The sequence below is a fragment of the Streptomyces brasiliensis genome, assembly GCF_014647875.1.
Taxonomy (GTDB): domain Bacteria; phylum Actinomycetota; class Actinomycetes; order Streptomycetales; family Streptomycetaceae; genus Streptomyces; species Streptomyces brasiliensis.
The window spans coordinates 128,556-147,747 of the sequence record NZ_BMQA01000008.1; the positions used below are offsets into that span (position 1 = coordinate 128,556).

At 71.9% G+C, this 19,192-nt stretch carries 17 protein-coding genes and 1 tRNA gene; 14 read left to right on the plus strand and 4 right to left on the minus strand.

Translation table 11 applies throughout. The features are described 5' to 3' along the window. The first annotated feature begins 177 nt into the window (after window positions 1-177). Window positions 178-1,635: an NsdA family TPR-like regulatory protein gene (locus IEZ19_RS15040; RefSeq protein WP_189311688.1), complete on the plus strand. Its 1,458-nt coding sequence runs from the start codon at window positions 178-180 to the stop codon at window positions 1,633-1,635. A gap of 53 nt (window positions 1,636-1,688) precedes the next feature. Here IEZ19_RS15040 and IEZ19_RS15045 read toward each other — a convergent pair whose 3' ends face one another. Next, window positions 1,689-2,291: a histidine phosphatase family protein gene (locus IEZ19_RS15045; protein ID WP_189311689.1), complete on the minus strand. Its 603-nt coding sequence runs from the start codon at window positions 2,289-2,291 to the stop codon at window positions 1,689-1,691. A gap of 211 nt (window positions 2,292-2,502) precedes the next feature. Between IEZ19_RS15045 and IEZ19_RS15050 the strand changes: the two genes are divergently transcribed. The 7 genes from IEZ19_RS15050 (at window position 2,503) to IEZ19_RS15080 (ending at window position 8,871) form a co-directional block, all read left to right on the plus strand. Further along, the gene (locus IEZ19_RS15050; protein WP_189311865.1) at window positions 2,503-3,456 is read left to right on the plus strand and encodes a phosphatase PAP2 family protein; all 954 of its coding nucleotides are present in this window, start codon (window positions 2,503-2,505) and stop codon (window positions 3,454-3,456) included. Continuing rightward, window positions 3,353-4,585, plus strand: a complete 1,233-nt coding sequence (locus IEZ19_RS15055; RefSeq protein WP_373296976.1) for a hypothetical protein — start codon at window positions 3,353-3,355, stop codon at window positions 4,583-4,585. The genes IEZ19_RS15050 and IEZ19_RS15055 overlap by 104 nt, the downstream gene beginning before the upstream one ends. After that, a complete protein-coding gene (locus IEZ19_RS15060) occupies window positions 4,576-6,162 on the plus strand; it encodes a hypothetical protein (protein WP_189311690.1) in 1,587 nt (528 codons plus the stop codon). Before IEZ19_RS15055 ends, IEZ19_RS15060 begins: the two co-directional genes overlap by 10 nt. Continuing rightward, entirely contained in the window at window positions 6,159-7,496 is a 1,338-nt protein-coding gene (locus IEZ19_RS15065) for an AAA domain-containing protein (RefSeq protein WP_189311691.1), read from the plus strand. The genes IEZ19_RS15060 and IEZ19_RS15065 overlap by 4 nt, the downstream gene beginning before the upstream one ends. Window positions 7,497-7,754: 258 nt before the next feature. Further along, window positions 7,755-8,126, plus strand: a complete 372-nt coding sequence (locus IEZ19_RS15070; RefSeq protein ID WP_189311692.1) for a DUF8844 domain-containing protein — start codon at window positions 7,755-7,757, stop codon at window positions 8,124-8,126. Between the two features lie 126 nt (window positions 8,127-8,252). Continuing rightward, window positions 8,253-8,807: a bifunctional DNA primase/polymerase gene (locus tag IEZ19_RS15075; RefSeq protein ID WP_189311693.1), complete on the plus strand. Its 555-nt coding sequence runs from the start codon at window positions 8,253-8,255 to the stop codon at window positions 8,805-8,807. Then, a tRNA-Lys gene (locus tag IEZ19_RS15080) sits at window positions 8,798-8,871 on the plus strand. Before IEZ19_RS15075 ends, IEZ19_RS15080 begins: the two co-directional genes overlap by 10 nt. Window positions 8,872-9,114: 243 nt before the next feature. On the opposite strand, the gene IEZ19_RS15085 is transcribed toward IEZ19_RS15080, so the two are convergent. Next, window positions 9,115-10,329, minus strand: a complete 1,215-nt coding sequence (locus tag IEZ19_RS15085) for a M6 family metalloprotease domain-containing protein (RefSeq protein ID WP_229840355.1) — start codon at window positions 10,327-10,329, stop codon at window positions 9,115-9,117. A gap of 361 nt (window positions 10,330-10,690) precedes the next feature. On the opposite strand from IEZ19_RS15085, the gene IEZ19_RS15090 reads away from it, so the two are divergent. After that, window positions 10,691-12,487, plus strand: a complete 1,797-nt coding sequence (locus IEZ19_RS15090; RefSeq protein ID WP_189311695.1) for a putative bifunctional diguanylate cyclase/phosphodiesterase — start codon at window positions 10,691-10,693, stop codon at window positions 12,485-12,487. Here the strand turns inward: IEZ19_RS15090 and IEZ19_RS15095 are convergent. Beyond that, a complete protein-coding gene (locus IEZ19_RS15095) occupies window positions 12,466-13,554 on the minus strand; it encodes an LLM class flavin-dependent oxidoreductase (protein WP_189311696.1) in 1,089 nt (362 codons plus the stop codon). The genes IEZ19_RS15090 and IEZ19_RS15095 overlap by 22 nt on opposite strands. A gap of 260 nt (window positions 13,555-13,814) precedes the next feature. After that, entirely contained in the window at window positions 13,815-14,528 is a 714-nt protein-coding gene (locus IEZ19_RS15100; protein ID WP_189311697.1) for a maleate cis-trans isomerase family protein, read from the minus strand. 240 nt (window positions 14,529-14,768) lie between these two features. Here IEZ19_RS15100 and IEZ19_RS15105 point away from each other — a divergent pair, with 240 nt between their 5' ends. The 5 genes from IEZ19_RS15105 to ehuA all read left to right on the plus strand — a co-directional run bounded on the left by IEZ19_RS15105 (window position 14,769) and on the right by ehuA (window position 19,015). Then, complete coding sequence (locus IEZ19_RS15105; RefSeq protein ID WP_189311698.1) at window positions 14,769-15,719, plus strand: D-2-hydroxyacid dehydrogenase; 951 nt, start codon at window positions 14,769-14,771, stop codon at window positions 15,717-15,719. Between the two features lie 182 nt (window positions 15,720-15,901). After that, window positions 15,902-16,801, plus strand: a complete 900-nt coding sequence (gene ehuB / locus IEZ19_RS15110; protein ID WP_189311699.1) for an ectoine/hydroxyectoine ABC transporter substrate-binding protein EhuB — start codon at window positions 15,902-15,904, stop codon at window positions 16,799-16,801. A gap of 15 nt (window positions 16,802-16,816) precedes the next feature. After that, window positions 16,817-17,563 carry an ectoine/hydroxyectoine ABC transporter permease subunit EhuC gene (gene ehuC / locus IEZ19_RS15115; protein ID WP_189311700.1) on the plus strand — a complete coding sequence of 249 codons (747 nt, stop codon included), beginning with the start codon at window positions 16,817-16,819 and terminating at the stop codon, window positions 17,561-17,563. Further along, window positions 17,560-18,204: an ectoine/hydroxyectoine ABC transporter permease subunit EhuD gene (gene ehuD, locus IEZ19_RS15120; RefSeq protein WP_189311701.1), complete on the plus strand. Its 645-nt coding sequence runs from the start codon at window positions 17,560-17,562 to the stop codon at window positions 18,202-18,204. The genes ehuC and ehuD overlap by 4 nt, the downstream gene beginning before the upstream one ends. Further along, window positions 18,194-19,015, plus strand: coding sequence for an ectoine/hydroxyectoine ABC transporter ATP-binding protein EhuA (gene ehuA, locus IEZ19_RS15125; RefSeq protein ID WP_189311702.1), 822 nt, complete (start codon window positions 18,194-18,196; stop codon window positions 19,013-19,015). Before ehuD ends, ehuA begins: the two co-directional genes overlap by 11 nt. Window positions 19,016-19,192: the final 177 nt, after the last annotated feature.

The following is a 19,192-nucleotide window of genomic DNA, read 5'->3' on the forward strand; positions in this document are numbered from 1 at the left end:
TGGCAGTTCATGGCAGATCACGAATGAGATATCCGGTTTGTAGCTAAACACTGCGTGAAGAGTCCGTCACAGCATGTACGTTCTTGCCCGCCGGAATCAGGGCGTCACGCGGATGAGTCGGTCCGCTCCCGCCCACGGTCCGGCATGGTTCGACGGTTCGCACGAGAGGACCCGGCCATGGCGTCGTCAACGGTGACCTCGTCACAGCCCGACCGGCCACCACGGCCGAACGTCGCTTTCCGGCAGCTGCGCGGCCGGCACTCGCCGGCCGAGTTCGCCGCGCTGGTACGACGTGCCGCCCGCGAGATCGGTGAGCGGGTCAGCTGTGACGCGCGCTACGTGGGCCGGGTGGAAGCGGGTGAGATCCGCTGCCCGAACTACGCGTACGAGCGGGTGTTCCTGCACATGTTCCCAGGCCGCACGCTCGCCGACCTCGGCTTCGCGCCCCGCTCGTCCGTACGCGGACGTGCGGCGCGCCCGGCCGGGGATGCGCCCCCCTCGAGCATCATGAGCCCCGTGTTCGTCACGGGCGAGACGCCGGGGGCCTTCGAGCCGTATGACACGCAGGATCCGTACGACACGCACGAGCACCACCAGAACCACGAGAACCACGAGGAGAGCGACGTGCTGCGTCGCGCATTCATGACCGGCGGGGGCGCCACGGTGGCCGCCGCGCTGGGTCCGTTCGGGCTCACCATCGACGCCGCGGCGGCCGACCGCCCCCTCCGCCGCGCGGGCAGCGGGGAGGCGGCCGCCCTCGAGGAGGCCGTCCGCCGGATCCGGCTGCTCGACGACCGGCACGGCGCGGACGGCCTGTACCGGCGCGCGGCGGCTCCACTGCGCGCCGCCTACGAGCTGCTGGACGCCGGCGCGACCCGGCAGACGACCGCCGACCGGCTGCACTCGGGCGCCGGTGAACTCGCCATCTCGGTGGGCTGGCTGGCCCACGACTCCGGCCGCTTCGACGACGCCCGCTCGCACTACGCGGAGGCGCTGGCCACCGCCCGGATGACCGGGGACCCTGGGCTGGAGGCGCACGCCTTCTGCAACACGGCGTTCCTCGCGCGTGACGCCGGCCGGCCGCGGGAGGCCGTACGGGCGGCGCAGGCCGCGCAGCGGGTGGGCCGCGAGCTGGGCTCCGCGCGCCTGATGTCGCTGCTCGCGCTGCGCGAGGCGGGCGGCTGGGCGGGGCTCGCCGACCGCACCGGCTGTGAACGGGCACTGGCCCGCGCGCAGGCCCTCTTCGAGCGGGGCCGCTCGGACGACGATCCGGAGTGGATGAGCTTCTACGGCGAGGCCGAACTGGAGGGGCTGGAGGCGCAGTGCTGGTCGACGCTGGGCGACTGGCCCCGCGCGGCCCGCCACGCACGCCGGGCCGCCCAGCTCCAGGATCCGCACTTCACCCGCAACATCGCGCTGTACACCGCAGAACTCGCCGACGACCTCGCGCGCGGGGGGCACCCCGACGAGGCGGCGCTGGCCGGCATGCGGGTCCTCGACCTGCTCGGCCAGGTGCAGTCGTCCCGCATCCAGACGATGCTGGCGGCCACGGCCCGGGTCCTGCTGCCCCACCGCCAGGCCTCTGGGGTGTCGGAATTCCTGGAACGCCACGCGACGCTCCCACGCGCGGTGTGAACACCGGCTCCACGCACGCGTGAAGGCCACCCCGCCGGGCCGGGCGCGTCCCCCTACCCGGCCAGATGCAAATGCCCCAAGTCGTTCCAGCTCTCGATAGCCGGTTCGCCGTAGGCCCAGCCGAGGATCGACAGGGACGTCGGGTTGAGGCGGATGCGGGCGGCGAAGTCCAGGGGCCGGCCCAGCCAACGGGCGGCTATGGAGCGCAGGATGTGGCCGTGCGCGAAGACCAGGACGTCGCGGTCGGCCGAACGCACCCAGTCCACCACCTCGTCCGCCCGCGCCGTCACCTCGGTGAGGGTCTCGCCCTCGGGGACGCCGTCGCGCCAGATCAGCCAGCCGGGACGAATGTCCTGGATCTCGGCCGGGGTCATGCCCTCGTAGGCGCCGTAGTCCCACTCCAGGAGCGCGTCCCAGTCGGTGGCCCGCTCCCCGAATCCGGCGAGTTCGCACGTCGCACGCGCGCGTGTCAGCGGGCTGGTGCGCACCTCGGCCCCGGGCAGCCCGTCGAACGGCGCCCGGTGCAGCCGCTCGCCCAGCAGCTTGGCGCCCCGGCGGCCCTCCTCCAGGAGAGGTACGTCGGTCCTGCCGGTGTGCTTGCCGGACAGCGACCACTCCGTCTGTCCGTGCCGGGCCAGCAGGATGCGCGGTGCCATGAACGGGACCTTTCGTGGAGAAGGGGTCGAAGCCCCGGGAAATCGGGGGCGAAGTCGCTCCATCATCGCGCACGCTGTCCCTGGACAACCCGGTGGGCGATCTCTGCGTCTTTGAGGGCTGGAGCACCCCGCGTGGGCGGAATGCGCACATCGTAAAGTGTCCCGGATGGGCCGCCGGGAGGCCGCGGGGGAGAAGGGGGAGGGCGATCGGATGCCGCAGACCGAGACACCGGGCACCGAGGTGTCGCCGCGCACCCGGCTGCGCTGGTGGACCGAGCTGCCGCTGATCCTGCTGGTGTACGGCTGCTACTCGGCCGGCCGTCTGCTCGCCCGGGGCGACGTGTCGAGCGCCGTCGACCACGGTCGGGCCATCCTGCGGATCGAGCAGTTCCTGCACATCGACGCCGAGCACCCGCTCAACCGGCTCTTCACGCGCCAGGCGTGGCTCGGCGTACCGGCCGACTTCTGGTACGCGTCGCTGCACTACCTGGTCACACCGCTGATCCTGGTCTGGCTGTTCCGGTTCCGCACCGCACACTACCGCGCCGCCCGCACCTGGCTGATGACGTCCACGTTCATCGGTCTGATCGGCTTCACCCTGCTGCCGACCTGCCCGCCCCGGCTGCTCGCGCCGGGCCACGGGTTCGTCGACACGATGGCCGAGTACAGCTCGTACGGCTGGTGGGGCGGCCAGGCCAGCGCCCCGCGCGGCCTGGGCGGCATGACGAACCAGTACGCCGCCATGCCCAGCCTGCACTGCGGGTGGGCGCTGTGGTGCGGGGTGATGCTGTGGCGGTACGGCGGCACGCGCGCGACGAAGGTTCTCGGCGTGGCCTATCCGCTGCTGACCGCGACCGTGGTCATGGGCACCGCCAACCACTACCTCCTGGACGCGGTCGCGGGTGCCGCCGTGATGGGCGCCGGCTTCCTGCTCGGGCCGTACGTGACGCGCGCCGTGAATCTGCTCAAGGCCCGCCTGAGCCCACGCCGCACGCCCGCCTCGCCGGTCCCGGGAGGCACGGGTTCCTCGGTTGTCAGTGGCGGATGCCAGACTTCGACGGGTGAGCGAATTCCACGGCAGCGCGAGGAGCGGTTCGGCCCTGAACCCGAGCCGGACACCTCGTCCACGGACGCGGGAGAAGGGGCTCCGGCAGCGGCTCGCTGAGCTGCGCGGCCCCGAGGTACCGGCCAAGGCACTGGACGCGCGCGCCCTCGCGGCGCTCGCCTCGAACCCGGGGTGCCGCCGGCGCGCGATCCTGGACGGTGCCGGGGTGGACAAGGCCGCACTGGCGGGCGCGCTCGGCTCGCCGTCCGCTTTCGGCCAGTCGCAGTTCGCGCTCACCCGGGGCAACGCCTTCGAGGCGAAGGTGAAGGCCGACGGCGGCGCGGAGCTGCTGAGGCTGGTGCACGCGCGCCTCGACCCGGCGGCCGAACCGCCGCACGAGGCCGCCGTACCGGACCTGTCCGCGACCGGCCCCGAGGTGCGCACGGCCCGTACGGCGCTGGCGCTGCGCGAAGCCACCGGGGCACCCGGCACCTGGACGCTGCTCGATCACCCGATGCTCGCCCTCGACGTCGCGGGCTCCCCCGCGTTCCTGGAGCCGGACGCGGTGGTCGTACACCCGGACGGCAGCTGGACGGTCGTGGAGATCAAGTCCTTCCCGATGCTGGACGGTTCGGCCGACCCCGCGAAGGTCGGCGCGGCGGCACGGCAGGCGGCGGTGTACGTGCTGGCCCTGGAGGAGGTCGCGGCCCGGCTCGTCGACGAGGAGACGCCGGCCCCGCGCGTGCGGCACCGGGTCCTGCTGGTCTGCCCGAAGGACTTCTCCAACCTGCCCACCGCCTCCGCGGTCGACATTCGCAAGCAGCGCGCGGTCACCGCCCGTCAACTCGCCCGCCTCACGCGCGTGCAGGACATCGCCGACAGCCTCCCGGAGGGCGTCTGCTTCGCCCCGGACCTGCCGCCCGCCGAGCTGACGGCCGCGGTCGAGTCGGTCCAGGCGGCGTACGCGCCCGAGTGCCTGGCCGCCTGCGAACTCGCCTTCCACTGCCGGGACCGCTCCCGCGCGGCCGGCGCGGTGACCGCCCTCGGCCGCCCGGTCCGCGCCGAACTGGGCGGCCTGACCACGGTCGACGACGTCCTGTCGGCGGCCCGCGGTGAGAGCGGCGACCCGGACGACCCGGCGGTGGCGGCCCTGCGCAGGGCCGCGGCGCTGCGTGCCGAGGCCCTCGCCGCGGCCGGCCGGGACATCACCCTCGCCACCACCGGCGTGGGGGTGGCTCCTTGTCGCTGATCGCCACCCTCGCGCGGCTGGAGGCCGTCAGCACCGGCCGCGCCCGTCCCGCAGCCACCGTGCGGCACCGCCGGCTGTCCGACCGCCCCCTGGTGTTCGTGCCGCTCACCACCGCCGGTGAGGCCGGTGCCCCGCTCGGCGCGCTGGCCGGCACCGACCGGGACGCGCCGCGCCTGCTGGTCGTACCGCAGCCGCGCGACCGCGACCTGCGCTTCGCATTCCTCGCCGAACTGTCCGACGTCGTCCTGCCGTACGTCGACTCGTACGCGGAGTCGGTGGAGGCCGCCGAGCGCACCGAGACCGACCCGGAGACCGGCAAGCGGGTCAAGGTCGAGGTGGAACTGTGCGCGGACGCACCCCAGTTGATTGTGCCGAGCCACGCGGGCGTCGAGTTCGTGCGGCTGCTCGGCCGCTCCATGCGGTTCCGGCGCACCGTCGAGCAGGACCCCGAGGCGCCCTACCCGGCGCCTCCCCGGGTGCCGCTGCTCGGCCGGTGGCTGACCCACTTCGGGGAGCGGGCCCGGGTGCCCGGCTCCTCGCTGCTCCTGGCCATGACCGAGCTGCTGGCCCGGCACTGGGCCACCGGCCAGTCCGGCCTGGAGGACCAGCATCTGGGCGCGCTGCTCGCGTGGATCGACCCGCCCGCGGGCGAGACCGGCGCCGAGGCGGCGCTGCGTGCCGAACTGGCGCGGGAGGAAGGCCAGTTGGTGTGCCCGCCCGCGGGCCCGGCCACCGACCCGGCGTTCGACAACAAGCTGCTCGCGCCCGCCATCGAGCGCTACGACCGGGCCCGCACCGCGCTCGCCGCCGCCGAGGACGGCCTGCAGGCGGACGACCGGCTCGGTGAACTCACCGCCGCCGAGCGGCAGATCCACGACCTGGTGCTCAGCCGCACGCTGCCGACCTGGGAGAAGGTCTGGGCCGGCATCGACCTGCTGCGGGCGCTGCCCGAGGGGGCGCATGTCGAGGAGCGCTGGACCCGCGACCGCTGGTCGTTCACCGGTCACCGTGACCGCGTCCTCGCGGGTGAGCCGCCGCAGCCGCGCCGGGACGACGCGGTCACCGCCGCGAACAAGCTGGCCACACGCGAGCGCGAACAGGCCCGGCTCGAGGCCCAGGAGGCGCTCGACGACCCGCTGGTGATGGCGGGCCGGCGACTGGCCGGAGAGGCGTTCGCCGGCGAGGTCGTCGACGTGGTGATGGCGTACAGCGAGGGCAAGCGGCCCAGTCCGCGCCCGCTGGTCACCGTCCGCACGGACGACCGGCCGCACCTCGGGGAGCGGGCGAAGGTGTACCGCTCGCTGGGCGGCAAACCGCAGTCGGCGGAGTTCGCCGGGTACGAGGGCGAGGGCCTGGTCGTGCTCCGGATCCTCGACAAGATGGGCCGCGGCAAGGAGCCGGAGGCCGGATCGGTGCCGGAGACGGGCGACCGGCTGTGCTTCACGCTGTTCGAGCACGAGCAGCGCGGCGGTGCGAAGCTGCCCGACCCGGAGGAGACCCCGTGGACGCACGGCGGCCCGCCGGGCGAGGCGGCACCCGAGACTCCCGACACCGTGACCGAGGAGGACGTCCTGTGACGGCGCCGGCCTTCGACCCCGGTACGGCGGCCACGCGGGCCACCGACGCGATCCTCCACGACACCCTGTACGGCACGCACCGCGGTGTGGTCGTCGACTCCCCGCCCGGCGCGGGAAAGTCCACGCTCGTGGTCCGCGCGGCGCTCGAACTCGCCGACGCCGGGCGCCCGCTGATGGTGGTGGCGCAGACGAACGCCCAGGTCGACGACCTGGTGCTCCGCCTCGCCGAGAAGAACCCCGAGCTGCCGGTCGGCCGGCTGCACAGCAGTGACGCCGACCCGTACGACACGGCGCTGGACGACCTGCCGCAGGTGCGCAAGTCGGCGAAGGCGGCGGACCTCACGGGCCTGCCGGTCGTGATCTCGACCGCCGCGAAGTGGGCGCACGTCACGGTGGACGAGCCGTGGCGGCACGCGATCGTCGACGAGGCGTACCAGATGCGCTCGGACAGCCTGCTCGCCGTGGCCGGGCTGTTCGAGCGCGCACTGTTCGTGGGCGACCCCGGGCAGCTGGACCCGTTCGCGATCGTGGGCAGCGAGCAGTGGGCGGGGCTGTCGTACGACCCCTCGGCCTCGGCGGTGACCACCCTGCTGGCCCACAACCCGGACCTCCCGCAGCACCGGCTGCCGGTGTCGTGGCGGCTCCCGGCGTCGGCGGCCCCGCTGGTCTCGGACGCCTTCTACCCCTACACCCCCTTCCGCAGCGGCACGGACCACGGCGACCGGCGGCTCACCTTCGCCGTGCCGTCGGACGGCTCCGGCCCCGACCGGGTCATCGACGAGGCGGCGTCGTCGGGCTGGGGCCTGCTGGAGCTGCCCGCCCGGCACACCCCGCGCACGGACCCGGAGGCGGTGCGCGCGGTGGCGACGGTGGTGCGGCGCCTGCTGGACCGGGGCGGCGCGGCGGTCTCCGAGCGCTCTCCTGACCCGGCTCCGCTGACCGCCGACCGGATCGCGGTGGGCACCGCCCACCGGGACCAGGCGGCGGCGGTCCGCTCGGCGCTGGCCGAGCTGGGCGCCGCGGACGTGACGGTCGACACGGCGAACCGCCTCCAGGGCCGGGAGTACGACGTGACGGTGGTCCTCCACCCGCTCTCCGGCCGCCCCGACGCCACGGCGTTCCACCTGGAGACGGGCCGCCTGTGCGTCCTGGCGTCCCGCCACCGCCAGGCGTGCATCATGATCTGCCGAGCGGGCGTTACGGACCTCCTGGACGACTACCCGTCCACGGAACCGGTCCAGCTGGGAACGGTGGTGAAGTTCCCGGACGGCTGGGAGGCGAACCACACGGTCCTCGCCCACCTGGCGGAACACCGCGTGAGCCTGCGGCCATGAGCTGCGCGGCTGATCGACGAACACCAGGCCCCACACCGCCCACCCACCGGACGGAGTCCGGCACCCCGCCGGGGGCGGCCAACGGATACAGCCCCGACGGCTGGCAGGCGAACCACACGGCCCTCGCCCACCCGGCGGAACACCGCGTGAGCCGGCGGGGTTGATTCACGACCGAGGGCCCCTTGCGCGGGCGCGGGACAATGGTTGGTGGCCCACCCATTGGGGGTGCCCATCGAAACCGTACGAGGAGGAGAAGACATGGCGGAGCCCACGCCGCGTCGGAACGAACCGCGGCTACGCCCCGCGCCCCTGCTCTTCGAGCCCATGGAGGCCGTCGCCGACCCCGAGCACTTCTTCGACCTGGAGTCGATCGACGACCCCCGCGCCCTACTGGCCCGGGCGACGGAGCTGACCCAGGCGTTCCGCGCGGCCACCGACCGTGCCATGGAGTACCAGGCCATGGCCGCCGCCCAGCTCGCCGACCCGCGCCGCTTCGACCGGCTGACTCCGGCGGACATCGCGGAGCGCGCGGAGTGGACGGAGGACTACGCGAAGAAGATGGTGGAGTTCGGCCAGGACCTGATGCGGGGCGTCGGCGCCGAGGGCCGGGGCACCGCCGACCCTGTGTAGCGACCGCTCTGTACCGGCCAGGGGGCATATGCCGACTGCGGGCAAGATACTCCCCTCCGTCGCCTCCTGTGCCGGTTTTCCACAACTCTCGGGAACCGGCGCTCACGGACGGTAGATGTACACGCCATGAGCAGTACACGGAATGTCACCGCCGCCGGCGCCGCCTGGCTCGCCTCCGCAGGAACGTATCCGCGGAGCACGCTCGCGTTCTGGGAGGAGCGGCCGGACGCCCCGGTCGTCCTACCCTGCGGCTCCGCCTTCGATGTGGTGAACACACCGGCGATCTTCGGACGCCAGATGCTGGACCGGTTATGGGACGAGGGGCCGGGATCGGGCCCGGTCGCGGTGTACCGGGGCCGCATGCTCCTGTTCGCCGCACCTGGCACCGCCCAGCGGCTGCCGTCGCTCCTCGACTGGCAGGAGTGGGGCTCCCACGTGCCGCCGCTGCTGTGCCACGGCTCGGGCGACGCGGTGACCGTCCCGGCCCCGCACGGCGACGGCTCCCCACCCCTCTCCGGCTCCCGCTGGCTGGTCGCCCCCGACACCCGTCATCCCTGGCTGCCGGGCCCCGAGGTCCTTCTCTGGGCGGCCGTGCGCGTGGTCCGCTCAGCGGTGCGGATATCGATTTTTCCTCCCACCGATCAGGGTGCTAAGGTCTACGACGTCAGCAGGCGCCGCTAGCTCAGTTGGTTAGAGCAGCTGACTCTTAATCAGCGGGTCCGGGGTTCGAGTCCCTGGCGGCGCACGATGGCGATGGCGAGGTATGTTCGCGGACAGCGCGAACCTCCTCGCCATCGTTGTTCTTGCGCGGCTTCGCCGCGCGTTGCGGGGGCTTCGCCACCCACACCCCCACACCCCACTGACCGTAAGCCGTGAGGTCAGCGTGGTTCGAGTGGCGGCACACCACAGCGATGACAAGGCATGTTCGCAGACAACGCGAACCGCTCCTACCCCCACACCCCGGTTACCGTAAGTTGTGAGGTCAGGGTCAGCCGGTGATCGCCGGGGTGATCTTGACGTTCCAGGCGCCGGAGGCCGTGCGGGACTCCGCTTCCACCTTCACCCCTTCACCCGGCACCGTGAAGCTCTCGCCGAGGGCGACCGGGGCGTCGGCGAGCGGAGGGTAGACCGACCCCTCCCAACAGGCCTCCGAGTGCGGGTGGGCGTCCACGACCTCGATCGGACCGCCGCCGGACTCGGTGCCGCTACGCACCCGGTACACCAGCACACCCTGCCGGCACTCCGCGTGGTTGTTCCCGACCGCTCCTCGCACCTCGAAAGCGAGCGCGGTGTCGGCGCCGGTGCGCACGACGGCCAGCTTCACGCCCTGGCCCAGGCCGAACGCCGGCGCTCCGGCGGCACCCACCGTCGGTGTCTCCTCGCCCGCGGCCAGCGGCTCCAGGGTCAGCCGCGTCGGCGCGGCCCCCCGTACGCACACCACCTGGCGGGGATCCAGCCAGCCCAGCTTCCACTTGTGCCAGGCGAACAGATCCGGAGCCATTCCGAACTGGCTGCCCATCAGGTCCCAGTCGCCGACGTAGGTGTCCCAGTCACCCTTCCCGTCGACCGGCCGGTGGTAGAGGTCCGGCAGGTCGAAGACGTGCCCCGTCTCGTGCGCGAGGACCAGCCGGTCCGGCGGGTGCTTCTCGAAGACCGTGACGACCCGGCGGACGTCCTTGCCGTCCAGGTGCATCGGGGTCTCCAGGTTGACCACCTTCGTCGCGTCGGAGTCCACTCCGGGCGCGTCCGGATCGGCCACGAAGTAGACGATGTCGTAGCGCGAGAAGTCGACCTCCCGGTCCGCCACCCTGAACGCGTCGCGCAGATACTCGGCCCGCTGCGCCGCCTTCCAGTCCCGTCTTATGGCGTACGACGTCGACGAGTGCGGCATGCGGATCCAGTGGCTGAGCGGATGCGGGCGCAGCTTGAGCTTGCCGTACGAGGCCTGCTCGAAGAAGCGGCTGGTGGCGGGGAAGTGGTCGGCGGTGAGCTCGGCGGGCGTGACGCGCGGGGCGGAGTCGGGGAAGGAGAGGAACACCATCACGGCGTCGAGGGCGCGGGTCGGGCGGGTGTAGGCGGCGTTCCAGGTGTCGACGCCCTCGGAGTGGTGAGCCGGGGTCCGATGGAGGGCGCACGGCGCGGTCGAGAACGGCTCGGCGACCGACGGACCGGTCAGGATCGAGGTCGCTGCGAGCGCCGACATGGTCGTGAACACGGCGGCGGTGCTGCGCAGCTGGGGACGCGGCACGGAAGGACCTCCGGGAGCGGTTCTTGGGACACCGCATCCAGCCTGTGGCAGTTCGTTACCGTTTGCCCTGTTTGTCTGCCCCAGAAGGGTGAGGACCGCGATGGGTCCTCGAATGGCCGACATCCCGAATCACTCACGGAACGTCACAAGTGGTCGAGGGCTTGAAGAACCCGTCCAGGCGCGGGCAGAAACGATCTGTCAGAACGGTCGCTGCTTCGGGGACACTGGACATCGGCTGGAAGGCCTTCGGGCCAGCATCTATGATCGGCACACTTTCCGGCACGGACACAGATCGAGTGCACTGCGGGAGCGAGCGGTGAGCGGAACGTCCGAAGGGCCGACGCCCGCGGCAGACCTCGACCGGTCAGCCGTCACTGAGGGTGATCACGTCTATCGCCATGCCTTCGCGACCGCCCCCCTCGCCATGGCCGTCGTCGACGGCGAGGGTCTGGTCGTCAGCGCCAACGACGCGTTCGGCGCGCTGCTCGGCGCCGACCCCGCGGAGCTGACCGGACGCCTCGCCGCCGACCTCGTCGACCTGGCCTCCGACGCCCGCACCTGGCACGCCTACCGCGAGGTGCTGCGCGGCCGACAGGCGAAGCTGCGCTGCACACGCCGGCTGAAGCAGACCGACGGCCGCTCGGTGTGGGCGCAGCTCACGGCCGCGCCGCTGACGGGGCCGCCGGCCGGTGTCCTGCTCTCGGTCGCCGACATCAGCGCCCGCCGTGAACTCCAGGCCAGACTACGGCACTTGCAGATGCACGACCCGGTGACCCGGCTGCCCAACCGCACGCTGTTCTTCGAGCGCCTGACGGCCGCGCTGGAGGCGGAGTCGTACGAACAGGGCAGCACCGGCCGCGTCGGCCTGTGCTATCTGGACCTGGACGGCTTCAAAGCGGTCAACGACACCCTCGGACACCGCGTCGGCGACCGGCTGCTGGCGGCCGTGGCCGAGCGGCTGACCCAGGTCGCGGACAAGGCGGGATTCGCGCGGTCGGGCGCGCCCCTGGTGGCGCGGCTGGGCGGCGACGAGTTCGCGCTGCTCGTGGAGGACTCGACGGGCACCGAACAGCTCGCGGACCTCGCCGAGTCCGCGCTCGAGGCGCTGCAGGCCCCGTTCGACCTGGCGGGCCGGCGGCTGTCGCTGTCGGCGTCGATCGGTGTGGTCGAGCGGCACGCGGCCGGGACGACGGCCACCGGTCTGATGCAGGCGGCCGACACCACGCTGTACTGGGCGAAGGCCGACGGCAAGTCCCGCTGGACCCTGTTCGACCCGGAGCGCAACGCGCACCGCATGACCCGCCAGGCCCTGTCCTCGACGCTCCGCCCGGCCATCGACCGGGGTGAATTCGTCCTGGACTACCAGCCGTTGGTCGGTATGGAGGACGGCAGGCTGCACGGTGTCGAGGCGCTGGTGCGCTGGCATCACCCGCAGTTCGGCACCTTGACGCCGAATCGGTTCATCGGACTGGCGGAGGAGGACGGTTCGATCGTGCCCCTCGGCCGCTGGGCGCTGGCCACCGCCTGCCGCCAGGCCCGCAGTTGGCAGCTGGCCCATCCCGGCGAGCCGCCGATCTTCGTGAGCGTCAACGTGGCGGTGCGCCAGGTGTGGGACTCCGATCTGGTGGCGGACGTGGCCGAGGCCCTGACCACGACGGGTCTGGAACCGCACCTGCTGCAACTGGAGTTGACGGAGTCCGCGGTGATGGGATCGGCGGGCCGTCCGCTGCAGGCCCTCCAGGCGCTCAGCGACATGGGCGTGCGCATCGCCATCGACGACTTCGGCACGGGCTACTCGAACCTGGCCTATCTGAGCCGGCTGCCGGTGAAGGTCCTCAAGCTGGACGGCTCGTTCGTGCGGGGCTTCCAGTACGACGACCCGGGCGACCGTCCGAACCCGGCCGACGAGGTCGTGGTCGAGGCGATGATCCAGCTCGCGCACCGGCTGGGCCTGACCGTCACCGCCGAGTGCGTGGAGACGTCGGCGCAGGCGACCCGGCTGCGGCACATCGGCTGCGACACCGGGCAGGGGTGGCTGTACTCCCGTCCGGTGCCGCCGGATCGTATCTCCGAGCTGCTGGGCGAGCGGTCCTACGCGGTGGGCAATCCGTAGGCGTCCGCGATCAACTCGTATGAGCGCAGCCGTAGTTCACCGCTGTGGGCGTGGGTGGTGAGCATCAGCTCGTCGGCGCCGGTGCGCTGCTGCAGGGCATCGAGTCCGGCGCGGACCTCGTCGGCGGTGCCGTGCACGATGTTGCCGGTCCAGGAGCGGACGAAGTCCTCCTCCATCGGGCTGAACTCGTACTTCTCGGCCTCGTCCGGGTCGGGGAAGAGCCCCGGGCGGCCGGTGCGGAGCCTGATCATGTTCAGCGCGGCCGCCTTCACCTGCCGGCTCGCCTCCCGCTCGTCGTCCGTGGCGAGGGCGGAGACGCCGATGAGGGCGTACGGCTTGTCGAGCACCTCGGACGGCCGGAACAGCTCCCGGTACAGGTCGAGCGCCGGGATCGTGTTCTGCGCGGAGAAGTGGTGCGCGAAGGCGAAGGGCAGGCCGAGCAGGGCGGCGAGGCGGGCGCTGAAGCCGGAGGAGCCGAGCAGCCAGACCGGCGGGCGGTGCGGGGACTGCACGCCGCCGGGCGAGGAGCCCTGCACCGGTCCGGGGATCGCGTGGATGCGCCGGTAGGGGTGGCCGTCCTGGAAGTCGTCATCCAGGAACCGGGTCAGCTCGCTGAGCTGCTGCGGGAAGTCGTCGGCGCCCTCGTTGAGCGTGTCGGTACGGCGCAGCGCTGCGGCGGTGGCTCCGTCGGTGCCCGGGGCGCGGCCGAGGCCGAGGTCGATACGGCCCGGCGCCATGGCCTCCAGGGTGCCGAACTGCTCGGCGATGACGAGGGGCGCGTGGTTGGGCAGCATGACGCCGCCCGAGCCGAGCCGGATCCGGTCGGTGCGGGCGGCGAGGTGGGCCAGGATCACCGCGGGCGAGGAGGAGGCGACGCCGGGCATGGAGTGGTGCTCGGCGACCCAGTACCGGTGGAAGCCGCGCGCCTCGGCGAGCCGGGACAGCTCGACGCTGGTGCGCAGGGCATCGGTGGCGGTGCTGCCCGCGCCGACGGTCACGAGGTCCAGTACCGAGAGGGGGACAGGGGCGGTGCCGTGCGTCGTACCCCGGATCTCATCTGCCGACACGCTGGTGCCTCCTGTGCTCGACCGTGCGGTTGCCTCCGCCGATCAACAGGAGGCGGTCTCCGGTTTATTCCCGGGCACGCTCGCCGCGGGCGGGCGCACTGTTCCGGGCGGGCGGTCGCTCCGAGCACGCACGTTGTTCCGAGCAGGCGCACTGTTCCGGGCCGGTGCCTTTGCTCCCGAGGTGCGCTCCAGTCGCCGGAGCCCTTTGTCCCCGGGCGGTCGCTCACATGTCTCGGTCTGCCTCGCGCCGCGCCTGCTCCTCACACCTGGACGATGGGTTCCCGGGTGAACAGGGCGCCCAGGGCCGGGGCGTTCACGCGGCGGTCCGTGAGGCGCAGGGCCTCCCACGCCGTGACCTGGTTCGCGGTGAGGACCGGCTTGGCCAGGGCGCGCTCCAGGGCGGGCAGGTGGGCGACCGTGCGCAGAGCCGTGTCCGGGATAAGGACGGCGTCGGCGTCGGGCCGGTCCGCCTGCCGGGCCAGCGCGATCAGCGCGGTCTCGTCCAGGTCGCCGGCTGCGGAAGCGTGCACGCCGGTCACCTCGACGCCCCCGGCGCGCAGGAAGTCGGCGAAGAGTCCGGCCACGTCGTCCGGGTAGGTAGCGGCGACGGCCACGCGCCGCGCCCCGATCTCCTGTGCCGCGTGCACGAACGCGAAGGACGTCGAGGAGGCCGGCATACCCGCGGTCACGGCGAGGGCACGCACCTGGTCGTGGGCGCCCTGCGGGCCGTACACGAAGCTGCCGCCGGTGGACGCCCACACCACCGCCTCTACGCCCGCCAGCCGCAGACCTTCCACGCCGGCCGCGAGCCGCTCGGGCGTCCCGGTCGCCCGCAGCGCGTCCACGCCGGGCGGCCCCTCCGCGCCGGCCGTGTGGACCACGTCCAGCCGGATGTCGCTGCCGAGAAGCTGCTCGGCACGCGGGTAGTCGTCCTCGGCGCCATGGCCCGGGTAGAGGAATCCGAGTGCGGTCATGTCCAACCCTCCTGCTGCTCGCCCGACAAGGCTCCACCGCCGGGGTACCCGCCGTACGCCCCACCGACCACGCGGTCACCCGCTCGGCCGACGGAACGCCGTGCCGACGAGCCCCGGTACGGCCACGAGTGACGGCCCACGTGTCCGACGCCCCCTGTTGACGAGCCCCGGTCCGAGTGCGAGCGTGAGCCGTCCGTGCATGTCGGATGCCCCCGTCCCGCTCCGAGGAACGGCTTGCCGATGACCGCCGTCCCGACGCTCCTCGTGCTCGACGCCGAGCCGCTCCCCCGGCTCGGGCGGCTGACCGGGCGTGTTCGTGTCGTACACGCGGGGGCGGACACCCTCGCGACGCTGCTGCCGACCGCCGACGTCCTGCTGGTCTGGGACCGGACCTCGTACGCGGTGCGCGAGGCATGGCCCGGTGGCGGGCCGCGGCCGCGTTGGGTGCACTCGGCCGGCGTGGGTGTCGAGCATGTGCTGTGTCCCGAACTGGTCGCCTCCGACACCGTGGTGACCAACGCCCGCGGGGTCTTCGAGCGGCCCGTCGCCGAGTACGTCGCCTCACTCGTGCTCGCCCTGGCCAAGGATCTGCCGGGGACCCTCGGCCTCCAGCGCAAGCGGATGTGGCGGCACCGTGAGGCGCGGCCGCTGGCCGGGACGCGCGCGTGCGTGGTCGGCTCCGGGCCGGTCGGACGGACGATCGCCCGCACTCTCAAGGCGCTCGACGTGGTCCCGGCCGTCGTCGGGCGCGTCCCGCGCACCGGCATCCACGGCCCCGCCGACCTGGACCGGTTGATGTCACGCGCGGACTGGGTGATCGCGGCGGCACCGCTGACGAGACAGACGTATGGCATGTTCGACGCCCGCCGCTTCGGTGTGATGCAGCCGTCGGCGCACTTCCTCAACGTCGGCCACGGCGCACTGGTCGTCGAGGAAGCGCTCGCCGAGGCGCTGGCCAAGCGCTGGATCGCCGGCGCCGCCCTGGACGTGTTCGCCGCCGAACCGCTCCCCGCCGGCAGCCCGCTGTGGGGGCTGCCCGGTCTGGTCGTCTCCCCTCACATGGCCGGTGACACGGTGAACCGGTGGGACGAACTGGGCGCGCAGTTCGTGGAGCTGTACGAGCGCTGGGCGGCCGGCCGGACCCTGCTGAACGTGGTGGACAAGCAGCGCGGTTACGTGCCCGGCCGCTGACCCGCCGCGGGCATTTCGGAACAGCCGCCCCAGCACTGACCGATCGGCAACGAAACAGTCTCGACGCGGGCACGGTTCCATCACGTCCCCAGGCGGGTCCGCATAGCCCAGGGAGATCGGGCAGGCGCCACCACTGGTCTACGGCCTGCTCCGGCAAGGCTCTTCTGGAGGTTTGAGTACCCATGTCCGAGTTTCCGAACCTGTCCCGCCGCGGCTTCCTCACCAGAGGCGCCGCTGTCGGCGGACTGCTCACCGTCCCCGGACTCCTGACCGCCTGCAGCAAGACGGCCAGCGGCGACGGCGGGGCCTCGAAGCTGGACCAGCTCAAGAAGCAGGGCTTTGTGAGGGTGGCCTACGCGAACGAGGCACCCTACGGCTACGAGGAGAACGGGAAGCTCGAGGGCGAGGCGCCCACCCTGCACCAGACGATCTTCAAGGCCCTGGGCGTCGACGAACTGCGCCCGACGTTCGCCGAGTTCGACGGCCTGATACCCGGTCTGCAGGCCGGCAAGTACGACGTGATCAGCGCCGGCATGGCCATCATCCCGGAGCGGTGCGAGAAGGCGCTGTTCTCGGAGCCCGAGTTCATCTCGCCCACCGCGATGATGGTCAAGAAGGGCAACCCGAAGAACCTGACCGACCTGGCGTCGGCGAAGAAGGCCGGAGCCACCGTCGGAGTGCTGGCGGGCGCGGTCGAGAAGAGCTACGCCACCGCCGCCGGGTTCTCCGAGAGCGACATCAAGACGCTGCAGAAGCAGCAGGACGGCGCGGACGCGGTCAAGGGCGGCCGGATCGACGCCTTCGTGCTGACCGGGATCTCGCTGCGCTGGCTCGCCAAGACCAACCCGCAGGTGGAGGTCACCGACTCGTTCGTCCCGGTGGTGGACGGCAAGAAGCAGTACAGCCCGGGCGGCGCCGTCTTCCGCAAGGGCAGCGAGGAGCTGCGGGACGCCTTCAACGCACAGTTGAAGAGGATCACCTCGGATCCGGCGCAGTACGTGCAGCTCATCGGGCAGTACGGCTTCGGCAAGGACACCATTCCGCCGACGAGCCTGAAGACCGCCGACCTCTGCAAGGCCTGACGGGGGCGGCTGCCCATGGGTGACTTCTACTCCTATTTCTTCGGCCACCTGCCCCAGGTGTGGTCGGGGCTGCGCGTCACGCTCGAGGCCACGGTCCTCGGTTCGATCGTCGCGCTCGCCCTGTCGTTCGTCTTCGGTTTCATGGCGCGCAGCAGGACCGTGCTCGTGCGGGGGGTGTCACGGGTCGTCGTGGAGTTCTTCCGCGGCACCTCGCTGTACGTCCAGTTGTTCTGGCTCTACTACGCGTTTCCCCTGCTGGCCGGATACCAGCTGTCGCCGTTGTTCTGCGGCGTGGTGGCGTTCGGCATGAACTACGGCGCCTACGGCTCCGAAGTGGTACGCGGTGCGCTGAACGCCGTACCGAAACCGCAGTGGGAGGCGGCCGTCGCGCTGAACATGACGCCTGCGCAGCGCATGCGCCGGGTGATCCTGCCGCAGGCCTGGGCGCAGATGATCCCGTCGTTCACCAACCTGCTGATCCAGCTGCTGAAGTGCACCCCGCTGCTGTGGCTGATCTCGGCGGCCGACCTGACGACGGTGGTCCAGCAGATGCGTGACCGTACGGGCGCGAGCACCTGGGCCTATCTGACCCTGCTGGTGCTGTACTTCGTGCTCGCCTACGCACTGACCCTGCTGATGAACGCGCTGGAGCGGCACGCCAAGGCGCGGCTGGGCCAGCGCCCGCCCGCCCGCAGCCTGCTGCGCAGCCGCACCTCGCAGCAGGCCGCGCAGCCCGAGGTGACGGCGGGAGGTGCCCTGTGAACTACGACTGGGACTGGGGCGCCGTCCGCGACTCGCTGCCGCTGCTGTGGGACGGCTTCCTCACCACCCTGCTGGCCACGGTCCTCGGCACACTGGTGGCCGCCGTGCTCGGACTGCTCGTCGCCATGGCGGGCCGGGTGCCGACCCGGCTGGTCACCGTTCCGGTCCGGGCGGTCACCGAGTTCGTCCGGTCCACGCCGCTGCTGGTGCAACTGGTCGGGGCCTACGCCTTCTTCAACACGGTCAAGCCGCTGACCATCGGCATCGCGGTGCTCGGCATCCACTACGCCGCCTATCTGTCGGAGGTCTACCGGGCGGGCATCGACGCCGTCCCGAAGGGCCAGTGGGAGGCCTGCCGGGCCCTGTCCCTCTCGCCGCGCCGCACCTGGCAGGCGGTGGTCCTGCCGCAGGCCGTGCGCAATGTCCTGCCCGCGCTCGGCAACTACGCCATCTCCATGTTCAAGGAGACCCCGTTCCTGGCCGTCATCACGGTGACGGAGATGGTCGCCCAGGCCCGGGAGTACGGCGCGGACCACTTCACGTACGCCGAGACGTTCACCCTCGCGGGTCTGATCTTCCTGGCGGCAAGTTATCCGACCTCGCTTCTCATGAGAAAGCTGGAGCAGCGCCTTGGCCACTGACCCCCTGCAGAAGACGACCTCCCCGGCCGCGGCGACGGACGCGCCGGCCGACCTGGTGCGTTTCGACCGCGTGGTCAAGCGCTTCGGCGACCACGTCGTACTCGACCGGCTGGACTTCAGCGTGCAGCGTGGTGAACACGTGACGCTGATCGGGCCGAGCGGCTCCGGCAAGACGACCATCCTGCGCCTGCTCATGACGCTGGAGCGCGTCAGCGACGGGGTGATCTGGGTGAACGGTGAGCCGCTGTCCCACATGCGCGGTGCGGACGGGAATCTGAAGCCGGCGAACGAGAAGCACCTGCGTGAGGTCCGCAGGAAGATCGGGATGGTGTTCCAGCAGTTCAACCTGTTCCCGAACATGAAGGTGCTGCAGAACATCACGGAGGCGCCTGTCAACGTCCTCGGGCTCGGCCGCGAGGAGGCCGAGGAACGGGCGCGTGAGCTGCTCGATCTCGTCGGGCTCTCCGACAAGGTCGACGCGCACCCCTCCCAGCTCTCCGGCGGTCAGCAGCAGCGCGTGGCGATCGCACGCGCGCTCGCCATGCGGCCGGAGATCCTGCTGCTGGACGAGGTGACCTCGGCCCTGGACCCCGAACTCGTGGCAGGTGTGCTGGACCTCCTGCGGGAGATCGCGCACACCACGGACATCACGATGCTCGTCGTCACGCACGAGATGAACTTCGCCCGGGACATCTCCGACCAGGTCCTGATGTTCGACTCGGGCCGGATCATCGAGTCGGGTTCCCCGGAGAAGATCTTCAGTGATCCCGAGCAGGACCGGACGCGGGAATTCCTCAGCGCCGTCCTGTGACTGCAGGAAGTGAAGGGGCGAACACCCGAGGTCCCGGCGACGGATCATGACTCAGGCATATGCCAGCGGGTCAGCGCCCCAGTTGAGGAGGTCGCAATCCCGCCAACAGCACCTCCGCTGCGGCGTCTTGTTCGTTATCGTGGTGGGGAATTCGCCGACCGGATTGCGGACCGAAGA